Raw genomic sequence first — 20,859 nt, forward strand, 5'->3', positions numbered from 1 at the left:
CCACGATCCGCTGCACGGGATGGCGCCTCGAAGATCTGGGTATCTGCGTCGCGCTCGTGGCGACACTCACGAGGTTCTGCACACACGCGCGGTGTGGTCGGGGACGCTGCCCGACTCTCCAGCCGTGATACCCCCGATACCTTCCAGGCCTTGGCCGGTGGCCGTACCTGCGACCGCGGACAGATCTGGTACGTGCAGTACTTCGTGAGACCGCTCGGTCACCCCGGCCCTGACGCAGGCCAATGGCCGCACGGCGCCCCCAATGCACCGCCGAACCTAACAGCGCACCCGAACGAGCAAGCCGGTTTCTGATCGCCCTGTAGCGGCTTGGCGAACGCCAGGTTGGTGCTGCGCCGGCCGGACACCTAGGAGGGAATGGGCGGAAGCCGCCGGCGACATACAGCCCGATCGCGGCGCCGTTCAGTACGGCTATTCCACCGGATGACGCCAGCCACAGGTAGTTAGCGCGGGCGGTAGCCCGCATGGCCGGGCGGTCGCACGCAGAGACTAAGGGGGCGGGTGCGCGCGTAGCAGACGCGCCGAAGGAGTGTCCGCGTAGCACGCGGGGAAGTCTCTTCTTCCCTCCTTCCCGTCTCTTCCCTTAAAAGGTGAGGTTGGGGTGGCGGTTTACGTCTTTGTAGAGGAGGTAGCGGAAGCGGGTGGGGCCGCCGGCGTAGCAGGCTTGGGGGCAGAAGGAGCGGAGCCAGAGGAAGTCGCCGGCTTGGACTTCTACCCAGTCTTTGTTCAGGAGGTAGACGGCTTTGCCTTCTAGGATGTAGATGCCGTGTTCCATGACGTGGGTTTCGGGGAACGGGATGACGCCGCCGGGTTCGAAGGTGACGATGTTGACGTGCATGTCGTGACGAAGGTCGTCGGGGTCGGCGAAGCGTTGGGTTTGCCAGGCGCCGTTGGTGTCGGGCATGGGGATGCCTGGTACGTCGGCTTCGTTGGTGACGAAGGCGGTTGGTACGTCGATGCCTTCGATTCGGTTGTAGGACTTGCGGATCAGGTGGAAGGTGCAGGGGGCGTCGGTGGGGTTGTGGAGGGTCCAGTCGCCGCCGGGTGGTAGGTAGGCGTAGCCGCCGGGGGCTAGGGGATGTTCGGCGCCGGCGACGTTCAGCGTGATGTTGCCGTTGACAACGAAGAGGACTGCTTCGGCGTTGGGGTCGGTGTCGGGTTTGGTGGTACCGCCGCCTGGGCCTACTTCGACGATGTACTGGGAGAAGGTCTCGGCGAAGCCGGAGAGGGGGCGAGCGATGACCCATAGGCGGGTGTTGTCCCAGAAGGGGAGGCGGCTGGTGACGATGTCGCGCATGGTGCCGCGCGGGAGGACGGCGTACGCCTCGGTGAAGACTGCGCGGTCCGTGGTGAGGTCGGTCTGCGGGGGCAGGCCGCCTTGCGGGGCGTAGTAGGTCATCGGTCTTCTCCTCGGGTCAGCAGGCGGCCGGTGGCATCAGAGGTGCCACGGAGCCAGGTACGGCGGACTACGCCATACAGGGTGCGGCCGTCGTACGGTGTGATGGGGTTCTTGTGCTCAAGCTGATGAGCGTCGACTACGAAGCTTTGGTCGGGGGCGAAGACGCAGAGGTCGGCGTCGGCGCCTACCTCGATGCGGCCCTTCGTGGTGAGGCCGGTTTGGATCGCGGGGGCCAGGGACATCCAGCGGATGACGTCAGCGAGGGTGAAGCCGCGGTGGCGGGCTTCGGTCCAGACGGCGGGGAGGCCTAGTTGGAGGGAGGCGATGCCGCCCCAGGCGGTGCCGAAGTCGCCGGTGTCGAGGTTCTTGAGCTCGATCGTTGACGGCGAGTGGTCGGAGACGACCAGGTCGATGGTGCCGGCGCGGAGGCCCTCCCAGAGGAGGTCGCGGTTTGCGGCCTCGCGGATGGGCGGGCAACACTTGTACTGCGTAGCGCCGTCGGGGATGTCTTCGGCGGCGAAGGTCAGGTAGTGCGGGCAGGTCTCGGCGGTGATGCGTATGCCGTCGGCTTTGGCGGCCGCGATCAGTGGCAGGACCTCGGCGCTGGAGACGTGCAGGATGTGGACGCGACAGCCGGTACGGCGGGCGAGGTCGATGACCTGGGCAACGGCCTGGTTCTCGGCTGAGCGAGGGCGGGAATGCAGGAAGCCCTGGTACGACGCGCCGCGCGGCGGCGGGGCGTGGTCGATGCTGTGGGCATCTTCCGCGTGCACGATCAGCAAGCCGTCGAAGGTGCTGAGTTCACGCATGGCCGCTTCGAGTTGCACAGCATCGAGGGCCGGGAACTCGTCGACTCCCGAGTGCAGCAGGAAGCATTTGAAGCCGAAGACGCCAGCCTCGTGCAGGGGGCGGAGGTCGGACAGGTTGCCTGGGATCGCGCCGCCCCAGAAGCCGACGTCGACGACGGCCTGGGGTGCGGCCGTCTCACGCTTCAATGTCAGCGCCGGTACGTCGCAGGTCGGCGGGATGCTGTTGAGCGGCATGTCGATGATCGTGGTGACGCCACCCGCGGCTGCGGCTCGGGTCGCGGAGGTGAAGCCCTCCCAGGCGGTCCGGCCTGGGTCGTTCACGTGGACGTGTGAGTCGACGAGTCCCGGCAACAGGACCTCGTCGTCCGCGAGGACAACCTCAGAGGCGGCCGCCAGCTCCGTGTCGTACGGGGCGATGACGGCGATGCGGCCGTCGCGGATGCCGATGCTGCCCGGCTGTTCGCCGGTGGCGCGCACGACTCGTCGGGCACGGATCACGAGATCCAAAGCAGTCATGCGCTGACCTCCCCGGTTTCCGCCATCGTAAGGTGCTCGGTTGCGATCTGCTCGGCAAGTTTCTCCAGCAGCGGAATCGGTTCTGCGATGCAGCGGGCGACGTCTGGCTCGAGGTCGGTCAGCGCGTACGCCGCTCGTATGCCGATTGTGGTCAGTTGGTCGGGGCGCAGCTTGTTGACGCCGCAGACGGCAACCACCGGTACGTCGGAGGCTGCGGCGACGCCTGCGACTGCCTTGCCGTGGAGCGTCTGCTCGTCGAGGGCGCCCTCGCCGGTAATCACCAGGTCCGCGCCGGTGAGGTGCTCGCGGAAGCCGACGAGCTCCAGCATGAGGTCGATCCCCGGCCGGAGTTCGGCGTCCAGCAGGGCCAGCGCGGCGAAGCCGACCCCGCCGGCTGCTCCGGCGCCTGGGGTGTCGCGGAGGTCACGCCCGGTCGCTGCCGCGACTTGGTCGGCCCACTCAGTGAGCCTGGCGTCGAGAAGGCTCACCTCCGACGCTGACGCGCCCTTCTGCGGACCGTAGACTGCGGCAGCGCCCCGTGGGCCCGCGAGCGGGTTGTCGACGTCGCACGCCACCACGATCTGTACGCCGTCGAGCCGAGCCCGCAGCGCGGCCGTGTCGAGCGCCTGAGCGCCGCCGGTGCCGTCGGGGATCAGATCGACCGCGGCAAGGCCGTTAGCGACGGGAATCAGGTGGGGGTTGCCGGCGGGCGAAGCGTCGGGTTTGAGGTCGTGCATGGGGTTGGTGGCGCTGGATTGCGCGGTGGGGGTGGGAGGTTCGCTGACGCTGCGATTGGCGGGCGAGGTTAGGGCTTGGATCAGGCCGCGGCCGCCGTCGGTGGAGGCGCTGCCGCCGATGCCGAGGATGACTCGGGTGCAGCCGGCTTCGAGGGCTGCGGAGATTAGTTCGCCGCAGCCGAACGACGAAGCAGTCAGCGGGGCGAAGCCGTTAGACAGCCGGACGAGGCCGCAGACGTCGGCGAGCTCGACGACTGCGGTGTCGCCGCGCCGCGCGTAGCCCGAGCGGACCGGGAGACCGGTGGGGCCGGAGGCGATCACCGGCACCAGGCTGTAGCCGGCTGCTACGGCGGCGGCTAGCGTGCCGTCGCCGCCGTCAGCTACCGGTACGGCGACCACCTCGGCGTTGGGGCAGACATGTCGTACCCCAACGCCGACCGCGGCAGCGACCTCAGCACTCGTCAGCGAGCCTTTGAATTTGTCTGAGGCAACGATCACCCGCACCATCAGTCGAGCAGCGCCAGAGCAGTCGGCGCGTCCTCGGGGTTGATCGCGAGATCCTCGAATTCGATGATGTTGTCGATCTCGACTCCCATGGAGACGTTGGTGACGCGCTCCAGGATGACCTCGACGACGATCGGGACCTGGTGCTCGACCATCATCTTCTTCGCCTGCTCCAACGCAGGCAGGATGCCGTCGGGTTCGACGACCCGCAAAGCCTTGCAGCCAAGGCCTTCGGCGACCTTCAGGTGGTCGACGCCGTAGCCCTGGACCTCTGGACTGTTGATGTTCTCGAAGGAGAGCTGCACGCAGTAGTCCATGTCGAAACCGCGTTGTGCCTGGCGGATCAGGCCGAGGTACGAGTTGTTCACGACGACGTGGATGTACGGGATGTTGAACTGCGCACCGACCGCCAACTCTTCGATCAGGAACTGGAAGTCGTAATCGCCGGAGAGGGCGACGACGGTGGCCGAGGGGTCGGCGACGGCGACGCCGAGGGCGGCGGGGACTGTCCACCCGAGCGGGCCGGCCTGGCCGGCGTTGATCCAGTGCCGCGGGCGGTAGACGTGGAGCATTTGGGCGGCCTGGATTTGGGACAGGCCGATCGTCGAGACGTAGCGCGTGTCTGGTCCGAAGGCTCGGTTCATTTCCTCGTAGACGCGCTGGGGCTTGATCGGTACGGCGTCGAAGTGGGTCCGCCGCTGCAGCGTCGTACGGCGCTCGCGGCACTCGGCCGCCCACGCCGTGCGGTCGGGCAAAGTCCATTCGCGGGCGACTTCTACGAGCATCTCCAAAGCGAGACGCGCATCCGAGACGACCGCGTAGTCGGGGGCGAACACCCGGCCGATCTGCGTCGGCTCGATGTCGACGTGGATGAACTTTCGATCACCCCTGTAAACATCCAGCCCGCCGGTGTGGCGGTTGGCCCAGCGGTTGCCGATGCCCAGTACGACGTCCGCCGCCAGCATGGTGGCGTTGCCGTAGCGGTGGGAGGTCTGCAGGCCGACCATGCCCGCACTCAGGGGGTGGTCGTCGGCGATTGCGCCCCAGCCCATCAATGTCGGTACGACGGGGATGCCGGTCAGTTCGGCGAATTCGACCAGGAGGTCGGCTGCGTCGGCGTTGATGATGCCACCACCGGCCACGATCAGCGGGTGCGAGCCGGCAGCGAGCATCGTCAGGACCTTTTCGGCCTGCAGACGAGTCGCGGCCGGACGCGCGAGCGGCAGCGGCTCATACGTGGAGATGTCGAACTCGATTTCTGCCAGCTGGACGTCGATGGGCAGATCGATGAGCACCGGGCCTGGACGGCCGGATCGCATGATGTGGAAGGCCTTCTGGAAGGTTCCTGGGACCTGCGCGGCTTCCATCACGGTGACGGCCCACTTAGCCACCGGAGCAGCAATCGATGAGATATCGACAGCCTGGAAGTCCTCCTTGTGAAGCTTGGCTACCGGCGCTTGGCCGGTGATACACAAAAGAGGGATCGAGTCCGCTGAGGCGGAGTACAGGCCGGTGATCATGTCGGTTCCGGCCGGACCCGACGTACCGATGCAGACGCCGATGTTGCCGGCGCGAGCGCGGGTGTAGCCCTCGGCCATGTGTGACGCGGCCTCGACGTGGCGGGCCAGCACGTGCCGGATGCCACCGTGGGCACGCATTGCGCTGTAGAACGGATTGATCGCGGCACCCGGCAAACCGAATGCCTGCGTCGATCCCTCCTTCTCCAGGATCAGAACGGCCGCGTCGACCGCACGCATGCGAGCCATCAGGACACCGCCTTGCCGGACAAGCGCTCGACGCCGCGCAGGAGCGCGGAGTGGTCGAGGCCGCCGTCGCCGTTGGCGCGGGCTGATGCGACTAGTTGCGCTACCAGCGAGCCGAGCGGTACGACGACGCCTGCCTCGCGGGCCGCCGCGGTCACGATGCCCATGTCCTTGTGGTGCAGGTCGATCCGGAATCCGGGCTCGAAGGAGCGGGACAGCATGTTCGCCTTCTTCTGCTGAAGCACAGTTGATCCGGCAAGCCCACCGCCAAGGACTTCAAGGGCGGCTTCCGTGTCGACGCCGTAGGCCTCCAGGAAGACGACAGCTTCGGAGACGGCTTGGATGTTCGCGGCAACGATCAGTTGGTTGGCGGCCTTGACTGTCTGGCCGGAACCGCTTGGCCCGACGTGCACAACCGTCTTGCCCACAACGTCGAACAGCGGCTTGGCCTCGGCGAAGTCTTCGGGCGAACCGCCGACCATGATCGACAGTACGGCGTTCTTCGCGCCGGCCTCGCCGCCGGAAACCGGTGCGTCGAGCAACCGAAATCCGAGCGCACGGGCCTGTGAGGCGAGCTGCTGCGTGACGTCCGGCCGGATGCTGGAGAAGTCGATGATCAGCGTGCCCGTCTCCGCCTCCTGGAAGACGTCGTCGAGCACCTCCTGTACGTCGGGCGAGTCCGGCACCATCACGCAGACCACGTCGGCGCCCTTGACCGCGTCCGCGATCGAGTCCGCGGCGCGACCGCCGGCTGCGATCAGCTCCGCGGCGCGATCCGGGCTGCGGTCGAGCCCGGCCACGGTGTGGCCAGCCTTGGCGAGGTGGACAGCCATCGGGTTGCCCATGATCCCGAGACCGATGAAGGCGATGTTCGTCATGTCGTTGTCTCCCAAGAAAAGTTAGCGGCGGCGCTCGAACGGGAGCCAGCCGAAGCATTCGTCGGTGGTAGTGGACGGCTTGTACTCGAGGCCGACCAGGCCCGTGTAGCCGTTCGCCTCGAGGGCGGTCAGTTGCTGGTCGAGCGGCAAGGTGCCGGATCCGGGCTCGCCCCGGCCGGGCGCGTCGGCGATCTGCACGTGAGCGATCCGGTGGGTGTGGTCGGCGATCACGCGCTCGACGTCATCCCCGTTGACCGCAAGGTGGTAGAGGTCGGCAAGCAGACCAAGCGCGGGGAGGTCGGCGGCAGGGTCCTCGGCGCGGCGCGCTGCGGTAGACCCTTGGAGGTCGACGCGGTCGATCACCGCGAGTGCGTCAGCGGCGGTCAGGAGCGGATAGCGGGGCGCCCCGCTCACCGGCTCGAGCAGCACAGTCGCACCGAGGCGAGCAGCCGCCCGCGCGGCAAGCGCGAGGTTCTCAACTGCGAGCTCGTCCTGCTCCTCCGCCGCCACCTCGTCCAGCCGGTTCCCGTACAGCGCGTTGAAGCCCAACGTCCCCAGCCGCGACCCGATCCCGACAACCACATCGACGTTGTCCCGGAACTCCCCCGCCCGCTTCGGCCACGACACCAGCCCACGATCCCCACCAGGCATATCCCCGGCGAAGAAGTTCAGCCCGGTCAGCTGAACCCCCGCATCCGTGATCGCCGCGACGAACGCGTCGACCTGCCGGTCCGGCGGCACTGCCTCGACGAACGGCCACCAGAACTCGACCGCCCCGAACCCCGCCTGCCGGGCCGCCGCGGGGCGCTCCAGCAGGGGCAGCTCGGTGAAGAGCAGCGAGCAGTTCACCGTGTGGCGCAACTGATGAGCCATGGTCACTCCAGTTTTCCGTATTGCGGAAGTTCAATTCTGTTCTGCGAAATGACCATAAGATGGCGCTGGACCGGGCGTCAAGCGTTCAAACCACGGACCACGCGTTGTACGTTCCTCTAAAGCACCTAGAGGAGGTACGGCGTGCTGCTGTCGGAGTTGCTGGACGCGCCGGAGCTCGGACTGCGGCTGCTGCACGCTGCCGGTGGCGCGCTGGATCGACCGGTCGGGCGGCTGGTCACGACCGACCTGTTGGACCCCGGCCGCTATCTGAACGGCGGCGAGGTCGTACTGACCGGACTCGTCTGGCGCCGGCGACCGCTGGACAGCGAACTGTTCGTCGCGTCGATGGCTGCCCGCGGGGCCACCACGATCCTCGCCGGCCGGGCGCAACTGGGCGACGTACCGGCTGACCTGCTCGAGGCGTGCCAGCGGCACGAGGTGACCTTGGTCGAGGTACCGATTGAGATCGCGTTCGCCGACATCACCGAGTACGTCGCTGCTGCGGGGTCGGCGGAGACCGGGGCGCGGCTGTCCGCGAGTCTGGTCCGGCAGCGGCAGCTGCTGTCGTCGATCGCGGCCGGCCGTAGCCTGGACGAGCTCGCAGCGCGGATCTCCGCCGAGATCGGGCACGACTGCCGCGTGCTCACGCCGACCGGGCGACACGTCGTACCGGGGCCCGGCGAGTTGCCGGACGACGTGCTCGACGTGATCACGCACCGGTTCCTGACGGCGGATCGGACTCCAGCGGTTGCGGGCGAGACGCCGTACAGCCTGTTCCCGGTCGGGTCCGGGCTGGGTAACCGGCTGACCGCGTGGGTGCTGGTGATCGAGGGCGATCACACCACCTGGTCTCGCGATCATGTCGAAGCAGTGCATGAGCTCTGCGCGATCGGAGCGCTGGACAGAGCGCGCAGGGACGAAGGCAGGCGCGCGCTAAGGCCGCTCGTGGCGGACGCGCTGGCGCTAGTCGAGTCAGGCGCACCGCACGCGGAAGTCGCCGCGCGGCTCCGGCAGGCGGGCGCGTACTCGGGGCGACCGCTCGTTGTCGCGGTCGGTGAGCTCAAAGACGACGGTCCGAGCGAGGTTGCGCTCAGCCTCTTCGAGGACGTCGCGCTGACCGTCGGACCAGCCGTGGTCGCGCCCGCGAGAGACGGCCTGCTGGTTGGCTTCCTGCCGGCCGCGCCGGGTCTCCCAGAACAGTTGAGAAGAGCATTCGGACGGCTGGCACCCGGCCTGCACAAAGCCCGCCTCGCGGTCGGCGTCAGCGGCGAGACCGCAGTCGACGCGCTCGCCGGCGGGCTCGAGGAGGCACGCTTCGCCCAGCGCGCCGCCTCCGGCAGTCGAGCACCGGTCTCGGTGGTCACCTCCGACGAGGTCGCGTCCCACGTGCTCCTGCTCGCCACGCTCCCGGACGACGTCCGCCGTACCTACACCCAGCGCGTCCTCGGCCCGGTCCTCGAACAGGACCGCAAAACCAACGCCGAACTGCTCACCACCCTCCAGGCCTTCCTCGGTTGCGACGGTTCCTGGACCCGTACGGCGGACCTCCTGCACCTGCACGTCAACACGGTCAGATACCGGATCGAACGCGTCGAGCAACTGACCGGTCGCGATCTGTCGACCTTGGAGAACCGGGTTGACGTGTTCCTCGCCCTGAAATCGCTCTGACTGTCGGATCCTCCAAAGCCAGGCCCTCCGCACTGACGCATCTTCAGAGGTTCATCGGGTGCAATCCGGGTCGCCGCGGGTCGATGCTGGCGTGCAGGTCAAACCCTGAGGAGCGATGTCCGATGAAGGCAGCCCGCACCAGCCTCCACCCTGTCGACCAGGTCCTGCCTCCCGGCAAACTCGCCGTGTACGGCGCCCAGCACGTGCTCGCGTTCTACGCCGGAGCGGTGATCGTCCCGATCCTGCTGGCCGGCTCGATCGGGCTCAGTACCGAGCAACTGATCCACCTGATCAACGCCGACCTCTTCACCTGCGGAATCGCCTCGATCATCCAGTCGGTCGGTTTCTGGAAGGTCGGCGTCAAACTGCCGCTGCTGCAGGGCGTCACGTTCACGGCGGTCTCGCCGATGATCGCGATCGGCCTCGCCGCAGGGGGTGGCACGGACGGCCTGCTGGTGATCTACGGCGCCGTACTGGTCGCCGGACTCGTGACCTTCTTCATCGCGCCGTTCTTCAGCCGCCTGATCCGGTTCTTCCCGCCAGTAGTGACCGGCTCCGTGATCACGATCATCGGCCTGGCGTTGCTGCCGGTCGCGGCCGGGGACGCCGTCGGCGGCGCGGGACCGACCGCGGCGCCGACCAGCGGCAAGAACATGGCGTACGCGCTCGGCACGCTCGCGCTGATCGTGCTCATCCAGCGCGTCTTCAAGGGCTTCATGGCGACCATCGCCGTGCTGGCCGGCCTGGTGATCGGGACCCTCGTGGCCTGGGCGTTCGGCGACGCTCACTTCGGCGCGGTCAGCGACGCCGCGTGGGTCGGAGTCACCCAGCCGTTCTACTTCGGCTGGCCCAAGTTCTCGGTGGCGGCGATCATCTCGATGGTCGTGGTCATGCTGATCACCGCGGTCGAAACGACCGGTGACGTCTTCGCGACCGGCGAGATCGTCGAGAAGCGGATCACTCGCGAGGACATCGCCAAGGCGCTCCGCGCCGACGGCCTGGCCACCACGATCGGCGGCATCTTCAACTCGTTCCCCTACACCTGCTTCGCCGAGAACGTCGGTCTGGTCCGGCTGACCCGGGTCCGCAGCCGCTGGGTGGTCGCGGCGGCCGGCGGGATCATGATCCTGCTCGGTCTGCTCCCGAAGGCCGGCGCGATCGTTGCCGGCATCCCGCATCCAGTACTGGGCGGCGCCGCACTGGCCATGTTCGCCACCGTCGCCGTCGTCGGCTTCCAGACCCTCGCGAAGGTCGACTTCAACGACCACCGCAACGTGGTCATCGTCGCGACCAGCGTCGGCTTGGCCATGTACGTGACCGCGCAACCGCAGGTCGCCCAGGCTGTCCCGGACTGGGCCGAGATCATCTTCGGCAGCGGCATCACGCTCGGCAGCCTGACCGCGATCTTCCTGAACATCCTGTTCCACCACGTCGGCAAGGACTTCGGTCCCGCCGTCGCCGGGCAGCCGGGCGACTCGATCCGGCTCGACCAGGTGAACAAGATGAGCCGCGCCGAGTTCGTCGAGACCTTTGGTGACCTGTTCCAGGGTCCGCGCTGGGCCGTCGAGCGCGCCTGGGAGCTCCGCCCGTACGCCGACACTCACGCGCTGCGGCGGTCGTTCCAGGAGGCGCTGTTCTCCGGATCGCGCGACGAGCAGCGCCAGCTGATCGAGGCGTATCCGCAGCTCGGGTCGCAGCTCGTCGCCGACGGTCTGAGCGGAGCGGCGTCACTGCGGGACCAGTCCGACAAGGGACTGACCTTCCTGGCCGGCCCGGATCAGGATGAACTCGCCTCGATCACCGGGGCCTACCGCGAGCGGTTCGGCTTCCCGCTGGTGATCAGCGTCCGCGACGCCGAGTCGTACGCCCGGATCCTCGAGCAGGGCCGCGAACGCCTCGGCAACTGCGAGAACCAGGAGCACGCCGCCGCCCTGCTCGAGATCGCGAAGATCGCGGGGTACCGGTTCGACGACTACGTCTCCGAGGCCAACCCGATTCACAGCGCCCGGTCCAATTGGAGCAGCAACCGATGACCACGATCCCCGCTCTGAAGGTGAACGGCGAGCCGACTCCGATCGGCGCCGTACCGGTCCACACCTCGGTCCTGGACTGGCTGCGGGATCGCGGTCTGACCGGCGCCAAGGAGGGGTGTGCGGAGGGTGAGTGTGGTGCCTGCTCGGTGCTGATCGCCCGGCCGGGCATCGATACGCCGACCGAGTGGACTGCTGTGAACGCCTGCCTGCTGCCGATCGCTTCGCTCGATGGGCAGGAGGTGATCACGGCCGAGGGGCTGGGGTCGCCGGCCGACCTGCATCCGGTGCAGCAGGAGCTGGCGGTGCGCGGTGGTTCGCAATGCGGATTCTGTACGCCGGGCTTCGTGTGCAGCATGGCGGCGGAGTACTACCGTCCGAGCCGGGGCGCGTGTGGTGGCGACCATGAGCACGGGGCGAATGGGTTCGACCTGCACGCGCTGAGCGGCAATCTGTGTCGCTGCACGGGCTATCGGCCGATCCGGGATGCGGCGTACGCGCTGGGAGAGCCGGACGATGCCTTCAGTGCACGATCCGCGGAGCCGCCGCCCGCGCCCGTCGCGACTGAGCTGGTGAGTACTGAAGGCGAGTTTGTGCGTCCTGCATCCCTTGCCGACGCACTCGCGGTGCTGAGCGAGCGGGAGGATGCGGCGGTCGTTGCCGGGTGCACCGATACCGGTGTCCAGGTCAACATCTTCGGCTCCCGGCCCCAGCTCACGATGGCGATCGACCGGTTGGACGAGCTCCGTGAGTTCAGTGTCGGCTCCGATGAGGTCCGGCTCGGGGCGGCGTTGACGCTGACCGAGATCGAGCGGCGGCTGGCCGGCCGGGTGCCGTTGCTGGAGCAGCTCTTCCCCCAGTTCGCGTCGCGGTTGATTCGTAACGGGGCAACGATCGGCGGCAATCTCGGGACCGGATCGCCGATCGGAGACACTCCGCCCGCGCTGCTCGCGCTGGATGCGTCCCTGGTGCTCGTATCCAGTCGCGGTGAGCGGACGGTGCCGCTGGCCGAGTACTTCACCGGCTACCGGCAGACCGTGAAGGCTCCGGACGAGCTGATTCGGACGATCGTGATTCCGTTGCCGCTGGCACCGATCACTGCATTCCACAAGATCGCGAAGCGGCGTTTCGACGACATCTCCAGTGTGGCGATCGGGTACGCGCTCGACGTCCGCGACGGAATGGTCTCCGCGGCCCGGATCGGACTCGGTGGCGTGGCCGCGACACCACTTCGGGCGCGGGACACCGAGGCGGCGTTGATCGGGCAGCCGTGGACCGAGGAGACGGTACGGCGGGCCGCGGCGGTTCTCGCTGGTGAGGGTACGCCGATGGACGATCACCGGGCGAGTGCGTCGTACCGGTCGGCGATGCTCGGGCAGTCGCTGCTGCGCTTCTACTTCTCGCAGGAGCAGGGGGTTTTCGCATGAGCATGTTGTCGGAGCGGCCTGCGGTGGCGGTGGTCGGCGTACCGATGCCGCATGAGAGTGCTGCACTGCATGTGACTGGAAATGCCTTGTATACCGACGACCTGGTGCAGCGGACCCACGGCGTACTGCACGCTTGGCCGGTGCAGTCGCCGCACGCTCATGCGCGGATCACGGCACTGCGCGTGAAGCCGGCGTACGACGTACCTGGTGTGGTGCGGGTGCTCACCGGGGAGGACGTTCCGGGGGTGAACGACGCCGGGGTGAAGCACGACGAGCCGCTGTTTCCGGATGAGGTGATGTTCCACGGGCATGCGATCTGCTGGGTGCTCGGGGAGACCCTGGAGGCTGCGCGGCTCGGTGCGTTGGCCGTAGAGGTGGAGTACGAGCCACTGCCGTCGTTGGTGACGGTTCGCGAGGCGATCGAGGCTGAGAGCTTCCAGGGCATCGGGCGGCACCTGGAGCGCGGGGATGTGTCAGCTGCGTTGGATGGTGCTGCGCATGTGTTCCGGGGCGAGTTTGAGTTCGCGGGGCAGGAGCACTTCTACCTCGAGACGCACTCGGCGCTGGCTCTGCTGGACGAGTACGGACAGGTCTTCGTGCAGTCGAGTACGCAGCACCCGTCGGAGACGCAGGAGATCGTGGCGCATGTGCTCGGGCTGTCCAGCCACTCGGTCACCGTGCAGTGCTTGCGGATGGGCGGTGGGTTCGGCGGCAAGGAGATGCAGCCGCACGGGTTCGCTGCGATCGCGGCTCTCGGCGCGACGCTGACCGGGCGGCCGGTCCGGCTGCGGCTGAACCGCACGCAGGACATGACGATGTCGGGTAAACGACACGGTTTCCACAGCTCGTGGACGGTCGGGTTCGACAACGACGGGCGGCTGGTTGCGCTCGACGCGACGCTGACCGCCGACGGCGGCTGGAGTCTGGACCTGTCTGAACCTGTCCTGGCCCGGGCGATGTGCCACATCGACAACTCCTACGAGATCCCGCATGTACGCGTGGACGGGCGGATCGCCAAGACGAACAAGACGTCGCAGACCGCCTTCCGCGGCTTCGGCGGTCCGCAGGGGATGCTCGTCATCGAGGACATCCTGGGCCGCTGCGCACCACTCCTCGGGTACGACGCTCTCGAGCTCCGCCGGCGGAATCTGTACCAGCCCGGCGACTCGACGCCGTACGCGCAACCGGTCCGGCACGCGGATCGGCTGGAGTCGTGCTGGAGTCAGGTGCTGGCCGCTGGTGAGGTCGAGGCGCGGCAAGCCGAGATCGCGGCGTTCAACGCGACGCATCAGCATGTGAAGCGTGGGCTCGCGATGACGCCGGTCAAGTTCGGCATCTCGTTCAACCTGACGGCGTTCAACCAGGCCGGCGCGTTGGTTCACGTGTACAAAGATGGATCGGTATTGATCAATCACGGTGGTACCGAGATGGGTCAAGGTCTGCACACCAAGATGCTGCAGGTGGCCGCGACGGCCCTGGGTCTGCCGCTCGCCCGAGTCCGGCTCGCTCCGACTCGCACGGACAAGGTCCCGAACACGTCGGCGACCGCCGCGTCCTCGGGTGCGGATCTCAACGGCGCTGCGGTAAAGAACGCGTGTGAGCAGATCCGCGAGCGGCTGGCGCAGGTCGCCGGTGGGCGGCTCGGCATCAGCCCGGCGGACGTGCGGTTCGCGGACGGCGTCGTACGGGGGCTGTCTGGGGACGGTCTGGCCTGGGACGAGCTTGTAGCCGCTGCGTACATGCAGCGCGTGCAACTGTGGGCGGCTGGGTTCTACCGGACCGAGGGGCTGCACTGGGACGCCAACGCGATGCGAGGCGAGCCGTTCAAGTACTTCGCGTACGGCGTTGCTGCGTCCGAGGTGGAGGTCGACGGGTTCACGGGTGCTTATCGACTGCGTCGGGTCGACATCGTGCACGACGTGGGGGACAGCCTGAGTCCGCTGATCGACATCGGGCAGATCGAGGGCGGGTTCGTTCAGGGCGCCGGCTGGCTGACGCTCGAGGATCTGCGCTGGGACGAGAGCACCGGCGAGCGCCGCGGGCGGTTGGCGACCCAGGCCGCCAGCACTTACAAACTGCCGAGCTTCTCGGAGATGCCCGAGGTCTTCAACGTCCAACTGCTGGAGAAGGCGCATGAGGACGGCGCTGTCTACGGCTCCAAGGCCGTCGGCGAACCGCCGCTGATGCTCGCGTTCTCGGTCCGCGAGGCGTTGCGGCATGCGGCGGCCGCCTTTGGGCCAGCTGGTACCAGCGTCGATCTGCCGTCACCGGCTACGCCGGAGGCCGTGTACTGGGCGCTGGAACGGGCGCGCGGAGGTGTGTCGTGGAGTGGGTAAAGGCGATCCAGAGTCTGCGGACTGCGCGACGTGCCGGGGTGCTGGTCACAGTGACTTCGGTGCGCGGTCATGCGCCGCGGGCGGCCGGCGCGAAGATGGTCGTTGCCCTGGACAACGTGTGGGCAACTATTGGCGGCGGCAACTTGGAGGCGCTGGCGATCGAGCGGGCGCGGGCGATGATCACATCGGGGGCTGTCGCGCCTGAGGAGCTCACCTCGGCTTTGTCCGACAAGGCGCCGTACCAGCATGGGGTGCAGTGTTGTGGGGGTGAGGTGACGATGTTGCTCGAGCCGCTGCCGGTGGTGCCGTCCGTGGCGATCTTCGGGATTGGTCATGTGGGGCTTGAGCTGGCGCGGATTCTGGCGCGGCAGGACCTGGAGCTGCATCTGATCGACTCGCGGCCGGAGCAGCTGACCGCGTCGCGGCTCGCCGTACTGGATGATGCGATCGCCTCGGTGCACGTTCACAACGTGCCTGTGCTGCCCGAGTTGGTCGTCGGCGAGCTGCCTGCGGGTACGCACGCGGTGATCATGACGCACGACCACGCTGAGGACGCGGCACTGTGTGACGCCGCGATCCGTAACGACCACCTGGCCACGATCGGCCTGATCGGGTCGCGCGCCAAGTGGGTCCGCTTCCAGCGCAAGCTCGCCGAGGACGGCAACTCCCCCGAGGCGATCGCGCGCATCACGACTCCGATCGGAGTCCCCGGCATTACCGGCAAAGAGCCGGCCGTTATCGCAGTCAGCGTCTCCGCGTGGCTGCTCGAACTGTTCACCGCCGAGCGTCGCCCTGCGCCGGCTCATCGTGAGGCGAAGGCATGACGATCTTCCGTGGCACTTTCATCGACACCCCGGAGAACCCGTTCACCGGTGGTGCGCTCCGCGTCGACACCGACGCGGGGTTGTTAGTGGACGATGGGGTGATCGTTGCCCGCGGCCCGTTCCTGGACATTCGGCGGGCCCACCCGGCCGAGCCGGTGGTCGATCTGACGGGTGGCGTCGTACTGCCTGGGTTCGTCGACTCGCACGTGCACTTCCCGCAGATCCGCGCCGTGGGTGGGCTCGGCTTGCCGCTGCTCGAGTGGTTGGACAAGTACGCGCTGCCCGAGGAAGCCCGGATGGCCGACGCGGTGTACGCCGCTGGGGTGGCGCGCGAGTTCGTGCGTGGACTGGCCGCGGCCGGTACGACGTCCGCATTGGTCTTCGGCGCGCACTACTCCGACGCCATGGACGCGCTGTTCGGCGCCGCGTCCGAGGTCGGGCTGCGGATCACCAGCGGGTTGGTCTTGAGCGACCGGTTGCTGCGGCCCGACCTGCTCACCACACCGGTCCGCGCGTACGCCGAATCCCTCGCGCTCGCGAATCGCTGGCACGGCACCGGTCGCAACCGGTACGCCGTCACGCCGCGGTTCTCGTTGTCGTGCACCGACGAGCTGCTGGCCACTTGCCGTGAGCTGATGGAGGCGATTCCTGGCGCGCTCTTCACATCCCATGTGAACGAGAACGAGGCCGAGATCGCCACTGTCGCCGACCTCTTCGGTGGCGCCGACTACGTCACGACGTACGACCGTCATAGTCTGGTCGACCGCCGTACCGTGCTCGCGCACAATGTTCACCCCACGGACGTCGAGCTCAAGCTCCTGGGGGTCAGCGGCGCCACGGTCGCCCACTGCCCCACCAGCAACGCAGCACTCGGAAGCGGCCTCTTCCCCCTGCACCGCCACCTCCAGCACGGCGTCCGCGTAGCCCTAGGCTCCGACGTCGGCGCCGGCACCGGCTTCTCCCTCCTCAAAGAAGGCCTCCAGGCCTACTTCTGCCAGCAACTCCTCGCCGACCAGGGCCGCCCCCTCACCGCAGCCCACCTCCTCTACCTGGCCACCACCGCCGGCGCCGAAGCCCTCAACCTCCCCGAGGTAGGCCACCTCTCCCCCGGCCAAGCCTTCGACGCCCAACTCATCCGCCCCGCCGCGGATTCTCCCCTGGCCGTCAGCATCACCCACGCCGAAGACACCGAAGAAGCGTTGGCCCGGATCTTCACGCTAGGCACCCCCGGCGACGTCCAGGCGGTGTGGATCAACGGCGCGCTGCTCACCCCGTAACCCCGGACCGCCCCCACTCACCAACCCACCAAATCGCCCCTGCAACCCAACCTCCTAAGCGTGACCGCCCCCACCCAGCACAAGTTGCTGAGTGGGGGCGGTCCGGTTCAGGACAGTTCTTGGGTTAGAGCTTGTTGCTTGGCGCCTACCTGGGTGGCTAGCAGCTCGGGGTCGACGGTGGTGAGGGTGTTGTCTTGTACGACGGGGTTGCCGTTGACGAGGAGGAGAGCCAGGGGCGGCGGGGTGCTGAGGACCAGGGCGGCGATGGGATCCGGGATGCCGGCGTGGGGGAAGGTGTTGAGGTTCCAGAGGGCTAGGTCGGCTAACTTGCCGGGTTCCAGCGAGCCTAGGTCTTCGGACCGGCCGAGGAGGTGGGCACCGCCTAGTGTGGCCATTTCCAGGGTGTCGCGGACGGTCAACGACTGCGGGCCGTTGCTGGCTCGGGCCAGCAACAGGGCGTGGCGGAGTTCTTCCACCAAGCTGCCGGCTTCGTTGCTGGCGGCACCGTCTACGCCTAGGCCTACGGGGACGCCAGCGGCGCGGAGGTCCGCCGTACGGGCGATGCCGGCGCCGAGGCGGGCGTTGGAACTCGGGCAGTGGGCTACGCCGGTGCGGGTTGCGCCTAGTTGTTTGATCTCGGTGTCGTCGAAGTGGATGCCGTGTGCGAACCACACATCAGGTCCGGTCCAGCCGAGGCTGGCGGCGTACTCGAGGGGTGTGCAGCCGTGCGTCTCCTGGCACCACGCCGTCTCATCCGTGGTCTCGGCGAGGTGGGTATGCAGGCGGACGCCCTTCCGGCGAGCCAGTACGGCGGACTCCCGCATCAGCTCGCCGGTGACGCTGAACGGCGAACACGGCGCAACCGCGATCCGCAGCATCGAGTCGGGTGCCGGATCATGCCAACGGTCGATCGCAGCCGACGTCGCGGCGAGGATCTCGTCGCGGTCCTCGACGACCGAGTCGGGCGGCAATCCGCCGTCCTTCTGACCACGGTCCATCGACCCACGCGCGGGGTGGAACCGCAGCCCCACCTCAGCCGCAGCAGTGATCTCCGCCGCCAGCAGGTCACCACCGCCACGCGGAAACACGTAGTGGTGATCGGAGACAGTCGTGCACCCGGTCAGCGCCAACTGCGCCAGTGCGCCCTGGGCGGCGACGTACACGGACTCCTCATCGATGCGCGCCCACACCGGATACAGCGTGGTCAACCAGCCGAACAACGTGTCGTCAACAGCAAGACCACGCGTCACCCATTGATATAGATGCTGATGCGTGTTGACGAATCCCGGCGTCACAAGACACCCCGACCCATCGACCACCCGAGCACCCTCAAGCGCCGGCGCCGATCCAGGGCCGACAGCAACGATGCGATTGCCCTCGACAACCACATGCCCGACGAACTCACGCCGGGCCGGATCGAGGGTCGCCACGTAGGCGCCCTCGATCACCAGCATCAGCAGAAGCCCGGTACGGCGTGCCAGGCGCTCCCGGCGTCGCTTGCTTCATCTCGGACCACGGTCGCCTCGATCAGCCCGTACGGCCGCTCGGCGGCGATGAAGACCTCGCCGGGGTTCTCGACCTCGAACGGGCTCAGGTCGACCAGGAAGTGGTGCTTGTTCGGCGCCGAGAACTTGATCTCGGCAACCTCCGGGTGCTCGTTCAGCACCGCTTCGCCCATGCCGTAAAGGCTTTGCTGCAAGGCGAGACTGTGGATCGTCGCGAACTGTGCGAGCAGTAGCTGCTTGATCGCGTCGTACGACTTGTCCCAGTCGACCTCGGTGTGGTCGTAGCGCCAGCGGGCAACCAGCGAGGTCGCGAGGATGCGGTCGTTGGTCTCGGGCAGCGTCGTGTACTTGTCCTTCAAGAACCCATGGAACTCGGACCCGGTCGACTTCAGCACGACCAGGTCGCTGATTCCGGACACTACGTACGCGCGACGGTCCGCGCCGCGGCCCTCGACGTTCACGACCGTGTTCCGTACGCCGCTGCCGCCGCGGACGAACGCGTGGTCGTGCTCCTGGCCGTCGACCGAGATCCGCTCCCAGGCGTACTCCTCGACCTCGATCCGGGCACCCTCGGCGGCCGGCGACGCGTCCAGGAAGTGCGCGCCGAGCGTCAGCGCGTAGTCCTCGATCGCGCCGATGCCCTTCTCCTTGGCGAAGGCGAAGGCGGTGTTCTTCTGCGTATCGGTCGGCAGGACGTCGCTCTGATCGCCGGTCGTATGCGCGGCCCCGAAGTTGCCGCGGAGGGCCGTCGAGACGTTCAGGTCGCGGATCTGATGGCGGGGCGTGTCGCGGTAGATGCGGACGACGCGGCTCTCGGCTTTGCCGTACTGGTTGGCTCCCAGGCGGATGGCCATGACGGTCAGCTCCCTCGGTAGGTGGAAAACGCGAACGGGCTGAGCAGCAACGGGACGTGATAGTGCCGCTCATCGGCGACCGTGAAGGTCACGGAGACCTCCGGGAAGAAGCTTTGTTCGTTGTACGCGGCAACGTCGAACCACAGCCGGTACGTGCCGTGCTCCAACGTCGGCGCCAGCTCGGCGATCCGGCCGTCGTCGTCCGTCGTACCGGTCGCCAGTACGACGTCGTCCCGATACAGCCGAACCGGTACGCCGGCCGCCGGCAACCCGAGCGCGGTATCGAGCACATGAGTGGACAGGCTGCTCATCCGGTCACCAACTTCCCCAGCCGGAGCAACGCGATCTTGCGCAGCTCCTGGTGCACAACAGCCGCCTCGGACACGTCGTCGTGCGTGAGGCGTTCCTGCAGGCTGCTCAGCATCTGCGCGGCGGACAATCCGGTCGCGCAGATCAGGAACACCCGCCCGAACCGGTCCTCGTAGACACGGTTGCCCTCGGCAAGCGCCGTACGGACGGCCGGGTCGTCACCGACACCGGATTGTTCGTTGCGGGACCAGGCCGCCTCGGTACTCGCACCCTGCGGCCGGTCGCCGATCCGCGGGTGTGCTTGGAGAGCACGATCGACCTCGTTGTCGTCGAGCTCGCGCGCCAGCTGATCCGCGACCGCGGTCAGGGCGGCGCGATCGCCGTACGGGCGCTTGGCCAGGATTCCGTCGACCCAGCGTGGTACGTCACAGCAGCTCGCCAGCTCCGGCCGCAACCGGTCGACGGGCGCCGCATTGAACTCCACCAGATCCATGCCGAGAGCCTGACATCCCACCCGGCCTACCGTCAACAGTTTGTTGAATTTTAGCGAGAGCGGTTCAGGTAGTTGTAGACGGTGAAGCGGGTGACACCGAGCGCTTCGGCCACGATCTCGGCCGATTTCCGGTACTCGAACGCCCCGCGAGCCTCGAGCAACAACACCGCCTGCTGTTTGTCGGTCCGCGACAACTCGTTGAGCGGCCCGCCGAGCTCAGCGGCCACGTCGGCCAACAGGCCTTGAACGCCGTCGACCGGCTTGGGTGTCAGCCGCACGGCGACGACCGGTTTCCCCTTCCACAGCAGGGGGATGTCGTCGCCCTGAGCCTCGTCGGGCGTGACGAGCTCCGCATTCAGCCGCTCGATCAGCGGGGTGATCGCGGCGACCAGTGGATGCTCAGGCATCGCGCCGTACCTGCAGAGTCACCTGGCTCGCGCCGCCGGAGAACGCCGCCTCGAGCACCTTGGGCAGCGCGGCCAGCACCTCCTGCTGGTCACCGCGAACGAGCGTGCCCAACGGACCGAAGTCGCAGTCCAGCCCGGCCTCCTCGGCGGCCCGCAGCGCCTCGGTCGCGTGCGCGGGCGGCGAGCCCTCGACATCGAAGGGCTCGGTGGTGAACTCAGCAACCAGTCGCAT

At 67.7% G+C, this 20,859-nt stretch carries 18 protein-coding genes; 6 read left to right on the plus strand and 12 right to left on the minus strand.

The features are described from left to right. Positions 1-601: 601 nt before the first annotated feature. Genes ABZS29_RS34105 through ABZS29_RS34130 form a run of 6 tightly spaced genes read right to left on the minus strand, consistent with a single transcriptional unit; the run spans position 602 to position 7,497 of the window. The gene (locus tag ABZS29_RS34105; protein ID WP_355468390.1) at positions 602-1,417 is read right to left on the minus strand and encodes a bifunctional allantoicase/(S)-ureidoglycine aminohydrolase; all 816 of its coding nucleotides are present in this window, start codon (positions 1,415-1,417) and stop codon (positions 602-604) included. After that, complete coding sequence (gene allB, locus ABZS29_RS34110; RefSeq protein ID WP_355468391.1) at positions 1,414-2,742, minus strand: allantoinase AllB; 1,329 nt, start codon at positions 2,740-2,742, stop codon at positions 1,414-1,416. Before allB ends, ABZS29_RS34105 begins: the two co-directional genes overlap by 4 nt. Beyond that, positions 2,739-3,986, minus strand: a complete 1,248-nt coding sequence (locus ABZS29_RS34115) for a glycerate kinase (protein ID WP_355468393.1) — start codon at positions 3,984-3,986, stop codon at positions 2,739-2,741. The genes allB and ABZS29_RS34115 overlap by 4 nt, the downstream gene beginning before the upstream one ends. Then, positions 3,986-5,749 carry a glyoxylate carboligase gene (gene gcl / locus ABZS29_RS34120; RefSeq protein ID WP_355468395.1) on the minus strand — a complete coding sequence of 588 codons (1,764 nt, stop codon included), beginning with the start codon at positions 5,747-5,749 and terminating at the stop codon, positions 3,986-3,988. The genes ABZS29_RS34115 and gcl overlap by 1 nt, the downstream gene beginning before the upstream one ends. Then, entirely contained in the window at positions 5,749-6,624 is an 876-nt protein-coding gene (locus ABZS29_RS34125) for a 2-hydroxy-3-oxopropionate reductase (protein WP_355468397.1), read from the minus strand. The genes gcl and ABZS29_RS34125 overlap by 1 nt, the downstream gene beginning before the upstream one ends. A gap of 21 nt (positions 6,625-6,645) precedes the next feature. Next, a complete protein-coding gene (locus ABZS29_RS34130) occupies positions 6,646-7,497 on the minus strand; it encodes a TIM barrel protein (protein ID WP_355468399.1) in 852 nt (283 codons plus the stop codon). Between the two features lie 141 nt (positions 7,498-7,638). On the opposite strand from ABZS29_RS34130, the gene ABZS29_RS34135 reads away from it, so the two are divergent. From ABZS29_RS34135 to guaD, 6 genes are all read left to right on the plus strand, one after another. Then, positions 7,639-9,165 carry a helix-turn-helix domain-containing protein gene (locus tag ABZS29_RS34135; protein WP_355468401.1) on the plus strand — a complete coding sequence of 509 codons (1,527 nt, stop codon included), beginning with the start codon at positions 7,639-7,641 and terminating at the stop codon, positions 9,163-9,165. Between the two features lie 122 nt (positions 9,166-9,287). After that, positions 9,288-11,198 (plus strand): 2-oxo-4-hydroxy-4-carboxy-5-ureidoimidazoline decarboxylase, encoded by a 1,911-nt coding sequence (gene uraD / locus ABZS29_RS34140; protein ID WP_355468403.1) that lies wholly within the window; start codon positions 9,288-9,290, stop codon positions 11,196-11,198. Continuing rightward, positions 11,195-12,622 carry an FAD binding domain-containing protein gene (locus ABZS29_RS34145; protein WP_355468405.1) on the plus strand — a complete coding sequence of 476 codons (1,428 nt, stop codon included), beginning with the start codon at positions 11,195-11,197 and terminating at the stop codon, positions 12,620-12,622. The genes uraD (ABZS29_RS34140) and ABZS29_RS34145 overlap by 4 nt, the downstream gene beginning before the upstream one ends. Beyond that, positions 12,619-14,958, plus strand: a complete 2,340-nt coding sequence (gene xdhB, locus ABZS29_RS34150) for a xanthine dehydrogenase molybdopterin binding subunit (RefSeq protein WP_355468407.1) — start codon at positions 12,619-12,621, stop codon at positions 14,956-14,958. The genes ABZS29_RS34145 and xdhB overlap by 4 nt, the downstream gene beginning before the upstream one ends. After that, positions 14,946-15,782, plus strand: coding sequence for a xanthine dehydrogenase accessory protein XdhC (gene xdhC / locus ABZS29_RS34155; protein ID WP_355468409.1), 837 nt, complete (start codon positions 14,946-14,948; stop codon positions 15,780-15,782). Before xdhB ends, xdhC begins: the two co-directional genes overlap by 13 nt. After that, positions 15,779-17,059 carry a guanine deaminase gene (guaD, locus tag ABZS29_RS34160; RefSeq protein WP_355468411.1) on the plus strand — a complete coding sequence of 427 codons (1,281 nt, stop codon included), beginning with the start codon at positions 15,779-15,781 and terminating at the stop codon, positions 17,057-17,059. Before xdhC ends, guaD begins: the two co-directional genes overlap by 4 nt. A 107-nt stretch (positions 17,060-17,166) precedes the next feature. Here guaD and ABZS29_RS34165 read toward each other — a convergent pair whose 3' ends face one another. The 6 genes from ABZS29_RS34165 to ABZS29_RS34190 are packed head-to-tail and all read right to left on the minus strand — an operon-like array spanning position 17,167 to position 20,859. Beyond that, positions 17,167-18,513: an 8-oxoguanine deaminase gene (locus ABZS29_RS34165; protein ID WP_355468413.1), complete on the minus strand. Its 1,347-nt coding sequence runs from the start codon at positions 18,511-18,513 to the stop codon at positions 17,167-17,169. Further along, a complete protein-coding gene (gene pucL, locus ABZS29_RS34170) occupies positions 18,513-19,418 on the minus strand; it encodes a factor-independent urate hydroxylase (protein WP_355468415.1) in 906 nt (301 codons plus the stop codon). Before pucL ends, ABZS29_RS34165 begins: the two co-directional genes overlap by 1 nt. Before the next feature lie 5 nt (positions 19,419-19,423). Continuing rightward, positions 19,424-19,729 carry a hydroxyisourate hydrolase gene (gene uraH, locus ABZS29_RS34175; protein WP_355468417.1) on the minus strand — a complete coding sequence of 102 codons (306 nt, stop codon included), beginning with the start codon at positions 19,727-19,729 and terminating at the stop codon, positions 19,424-19,426. Then, the gene (gene uraD / locus ABZS29_RS34180) at positions 19,726-20,220 is read right to left on the minus strand and encodes a 2-oxo-4-hydroxy-4-carboxy-5-ureidoimidazoline decarboxylase (RefSeq protein WP_355468419.1); all 495 of its coding nucleotides are present in this window, start codon (positions 20,218-20,220) and stop codon (positions 19,726-19,728) included. The genes uraH and uraD (ABZS29_RS34180) overlap by 4 nt, the downstream gene beginning before the upstream one ends. Before the next feature lie 50 nt (positions 20,221-20,270). Continuing rightward, on the minus strand, positions 20,271-20,627 hold the full coding sequence (locus tag ABZS29_RS34185; protein ID WP_355468421.1) for a helix-turn-helix domain-containing protein: 357 nt from the start codon (positions 20,625-20,627) through the stop codon (positions 20,271-20,273). Continuing rightward, on the minus strand, positions 20,620-20,859 hold the full coding sequence (locus ABZS29_RS34190) for a thiamine-binding protein (RefSeq protein ID WP_355468423.1): 240 nt from the start codon (positions 20,857-20,859) through the stop codon (positions 20,620-20,622). The genes ABZS29_RS34185 and ABZS29_RS34190 overlap by 8 nt, the downstream gene beginning before the upstream one ends.

The organism is Kribbella sp. NPDC005582, assembly GCF_040605415.1.
Lineage (GTDB): Bacteria > Actinomycetota > Actinomycetes > Propionibacteriales > Kribbellaceae > Kribbella.

Excerpts from the sequence above, each read along its gene's own strand:
- ABZS29_RS34125 (WP_355468397.1), bottom strand. The coding sequence starts at position 6,624 with ATGACGAACATCGCCTTCATCGGTCTCGGGATCATGGGCAACCCGATG.
- xdhB (WP_355468407.1), top strand. The coding sequence starts at position 12,619 with ATGAGCATGTTGTCGGAGCGGCCTGCGGTGGCGGTGGTCGGCGTACCG.
- ABZS29_RS34115 (WP_355468393.1), bottom strand. The coding sequence starts at position 3,986 with ATGGTGCGGGTGATCGTTGCCTCAGACAAATTCAAAGGCTCGCTGACG.
- gcl (WP_355468395.1), bottom strand. The coding sequence starts at position 5,749 with ATGGCTCGCATGCGTGCGGTCGACGCGGCCGTTCTGATCCTGGAGAAG.
- allB (WP_355468391.1), bottom strand. The coding sequence starts at position 2,742 with ATGACTGCTTTGGATCTCGTGATCCGTGCCCGACGAGTCGTGCGCGCC.
- ABZS29_RS34130 (WP_355468399.1), bottom strand. The coding sequence starts at position 7,497 with ATGGCTCATCAGTTGCGCCACACGGTGAACTGCTCGCTGCTCTTCACC.
- uraD (WP_355468403.1), top strand. The coding sequence starts at position 9,288 with ATGAAGGCAGCCCGCACCAGCCTCCACCCTGTCGACCAGGTCCTGCCT.
- uraH (WP_355468417.1), bottom strand. The coding sequence starts at position 19,729 with ATGAGCAGCCTGTCCACTCATGTGCTCGATACCGCGCTCGGGTTGCCG.
- ABZS29_RS34190 (WP_355468423.1), bottom strand. The coding sequence starts at position 20,859 with ATGCGACTGGTTGCTGAGTTCACCACCGAGCCCTTCGATGTCGAGGGC.
- guaD (WP_355468411.1), top strand. The coding sequence starts at position 15,779 with ATGACGATCTTCCGTGGCACTTTCATCGACACCCCGGAGAACCCGTTC.
- pucL (WP_355468415.1), bottom strand. The coding sequence starts at position 19,418 with ATGGCCATCCGCCTGGGAGCCAACCAGTACGGCAAAGCCGAGAGCCGC.
- ABZS29_RS34165 (WP_355468413.1), bottom strand. The coding sequence starts at position 18,513 with ATGCTGGTGATCGAGGGCGCCTACGTGGCGACCCTCGATCCGGCCCGG.
- ABZS29_RS34185 (WP_355468421.1), bottom strand. The coding sequence starts at position 20,627 with ATGCCTGAGCATCCACTGGTCGCCGCGATCACCCCGCTGATCGAGCGG.
- ABZS29_RS34145 (WP_355468405.1), top strand. The coding sequence starts at position 11,195 with ATGACCACGATCCCCGCTCTGAAGGTGAACGGCGAGCCGACTCCGATC.
- ABZS29_RS34105 (WP_355468390.1), bottom strand. The coding sequence starts at position 1,417 with ATGACCTACTACGCCCCGCAAGGCGGCCTGCCCCCGCAGACCGACCTC.
- uraD (WP_355468419.1), bottom strand. The coding sequence starts at position 20,220 with ATGGATCTGGTGGAGTTCAATGCGGCGCCCGTCGACCGGTTGCGGCCG.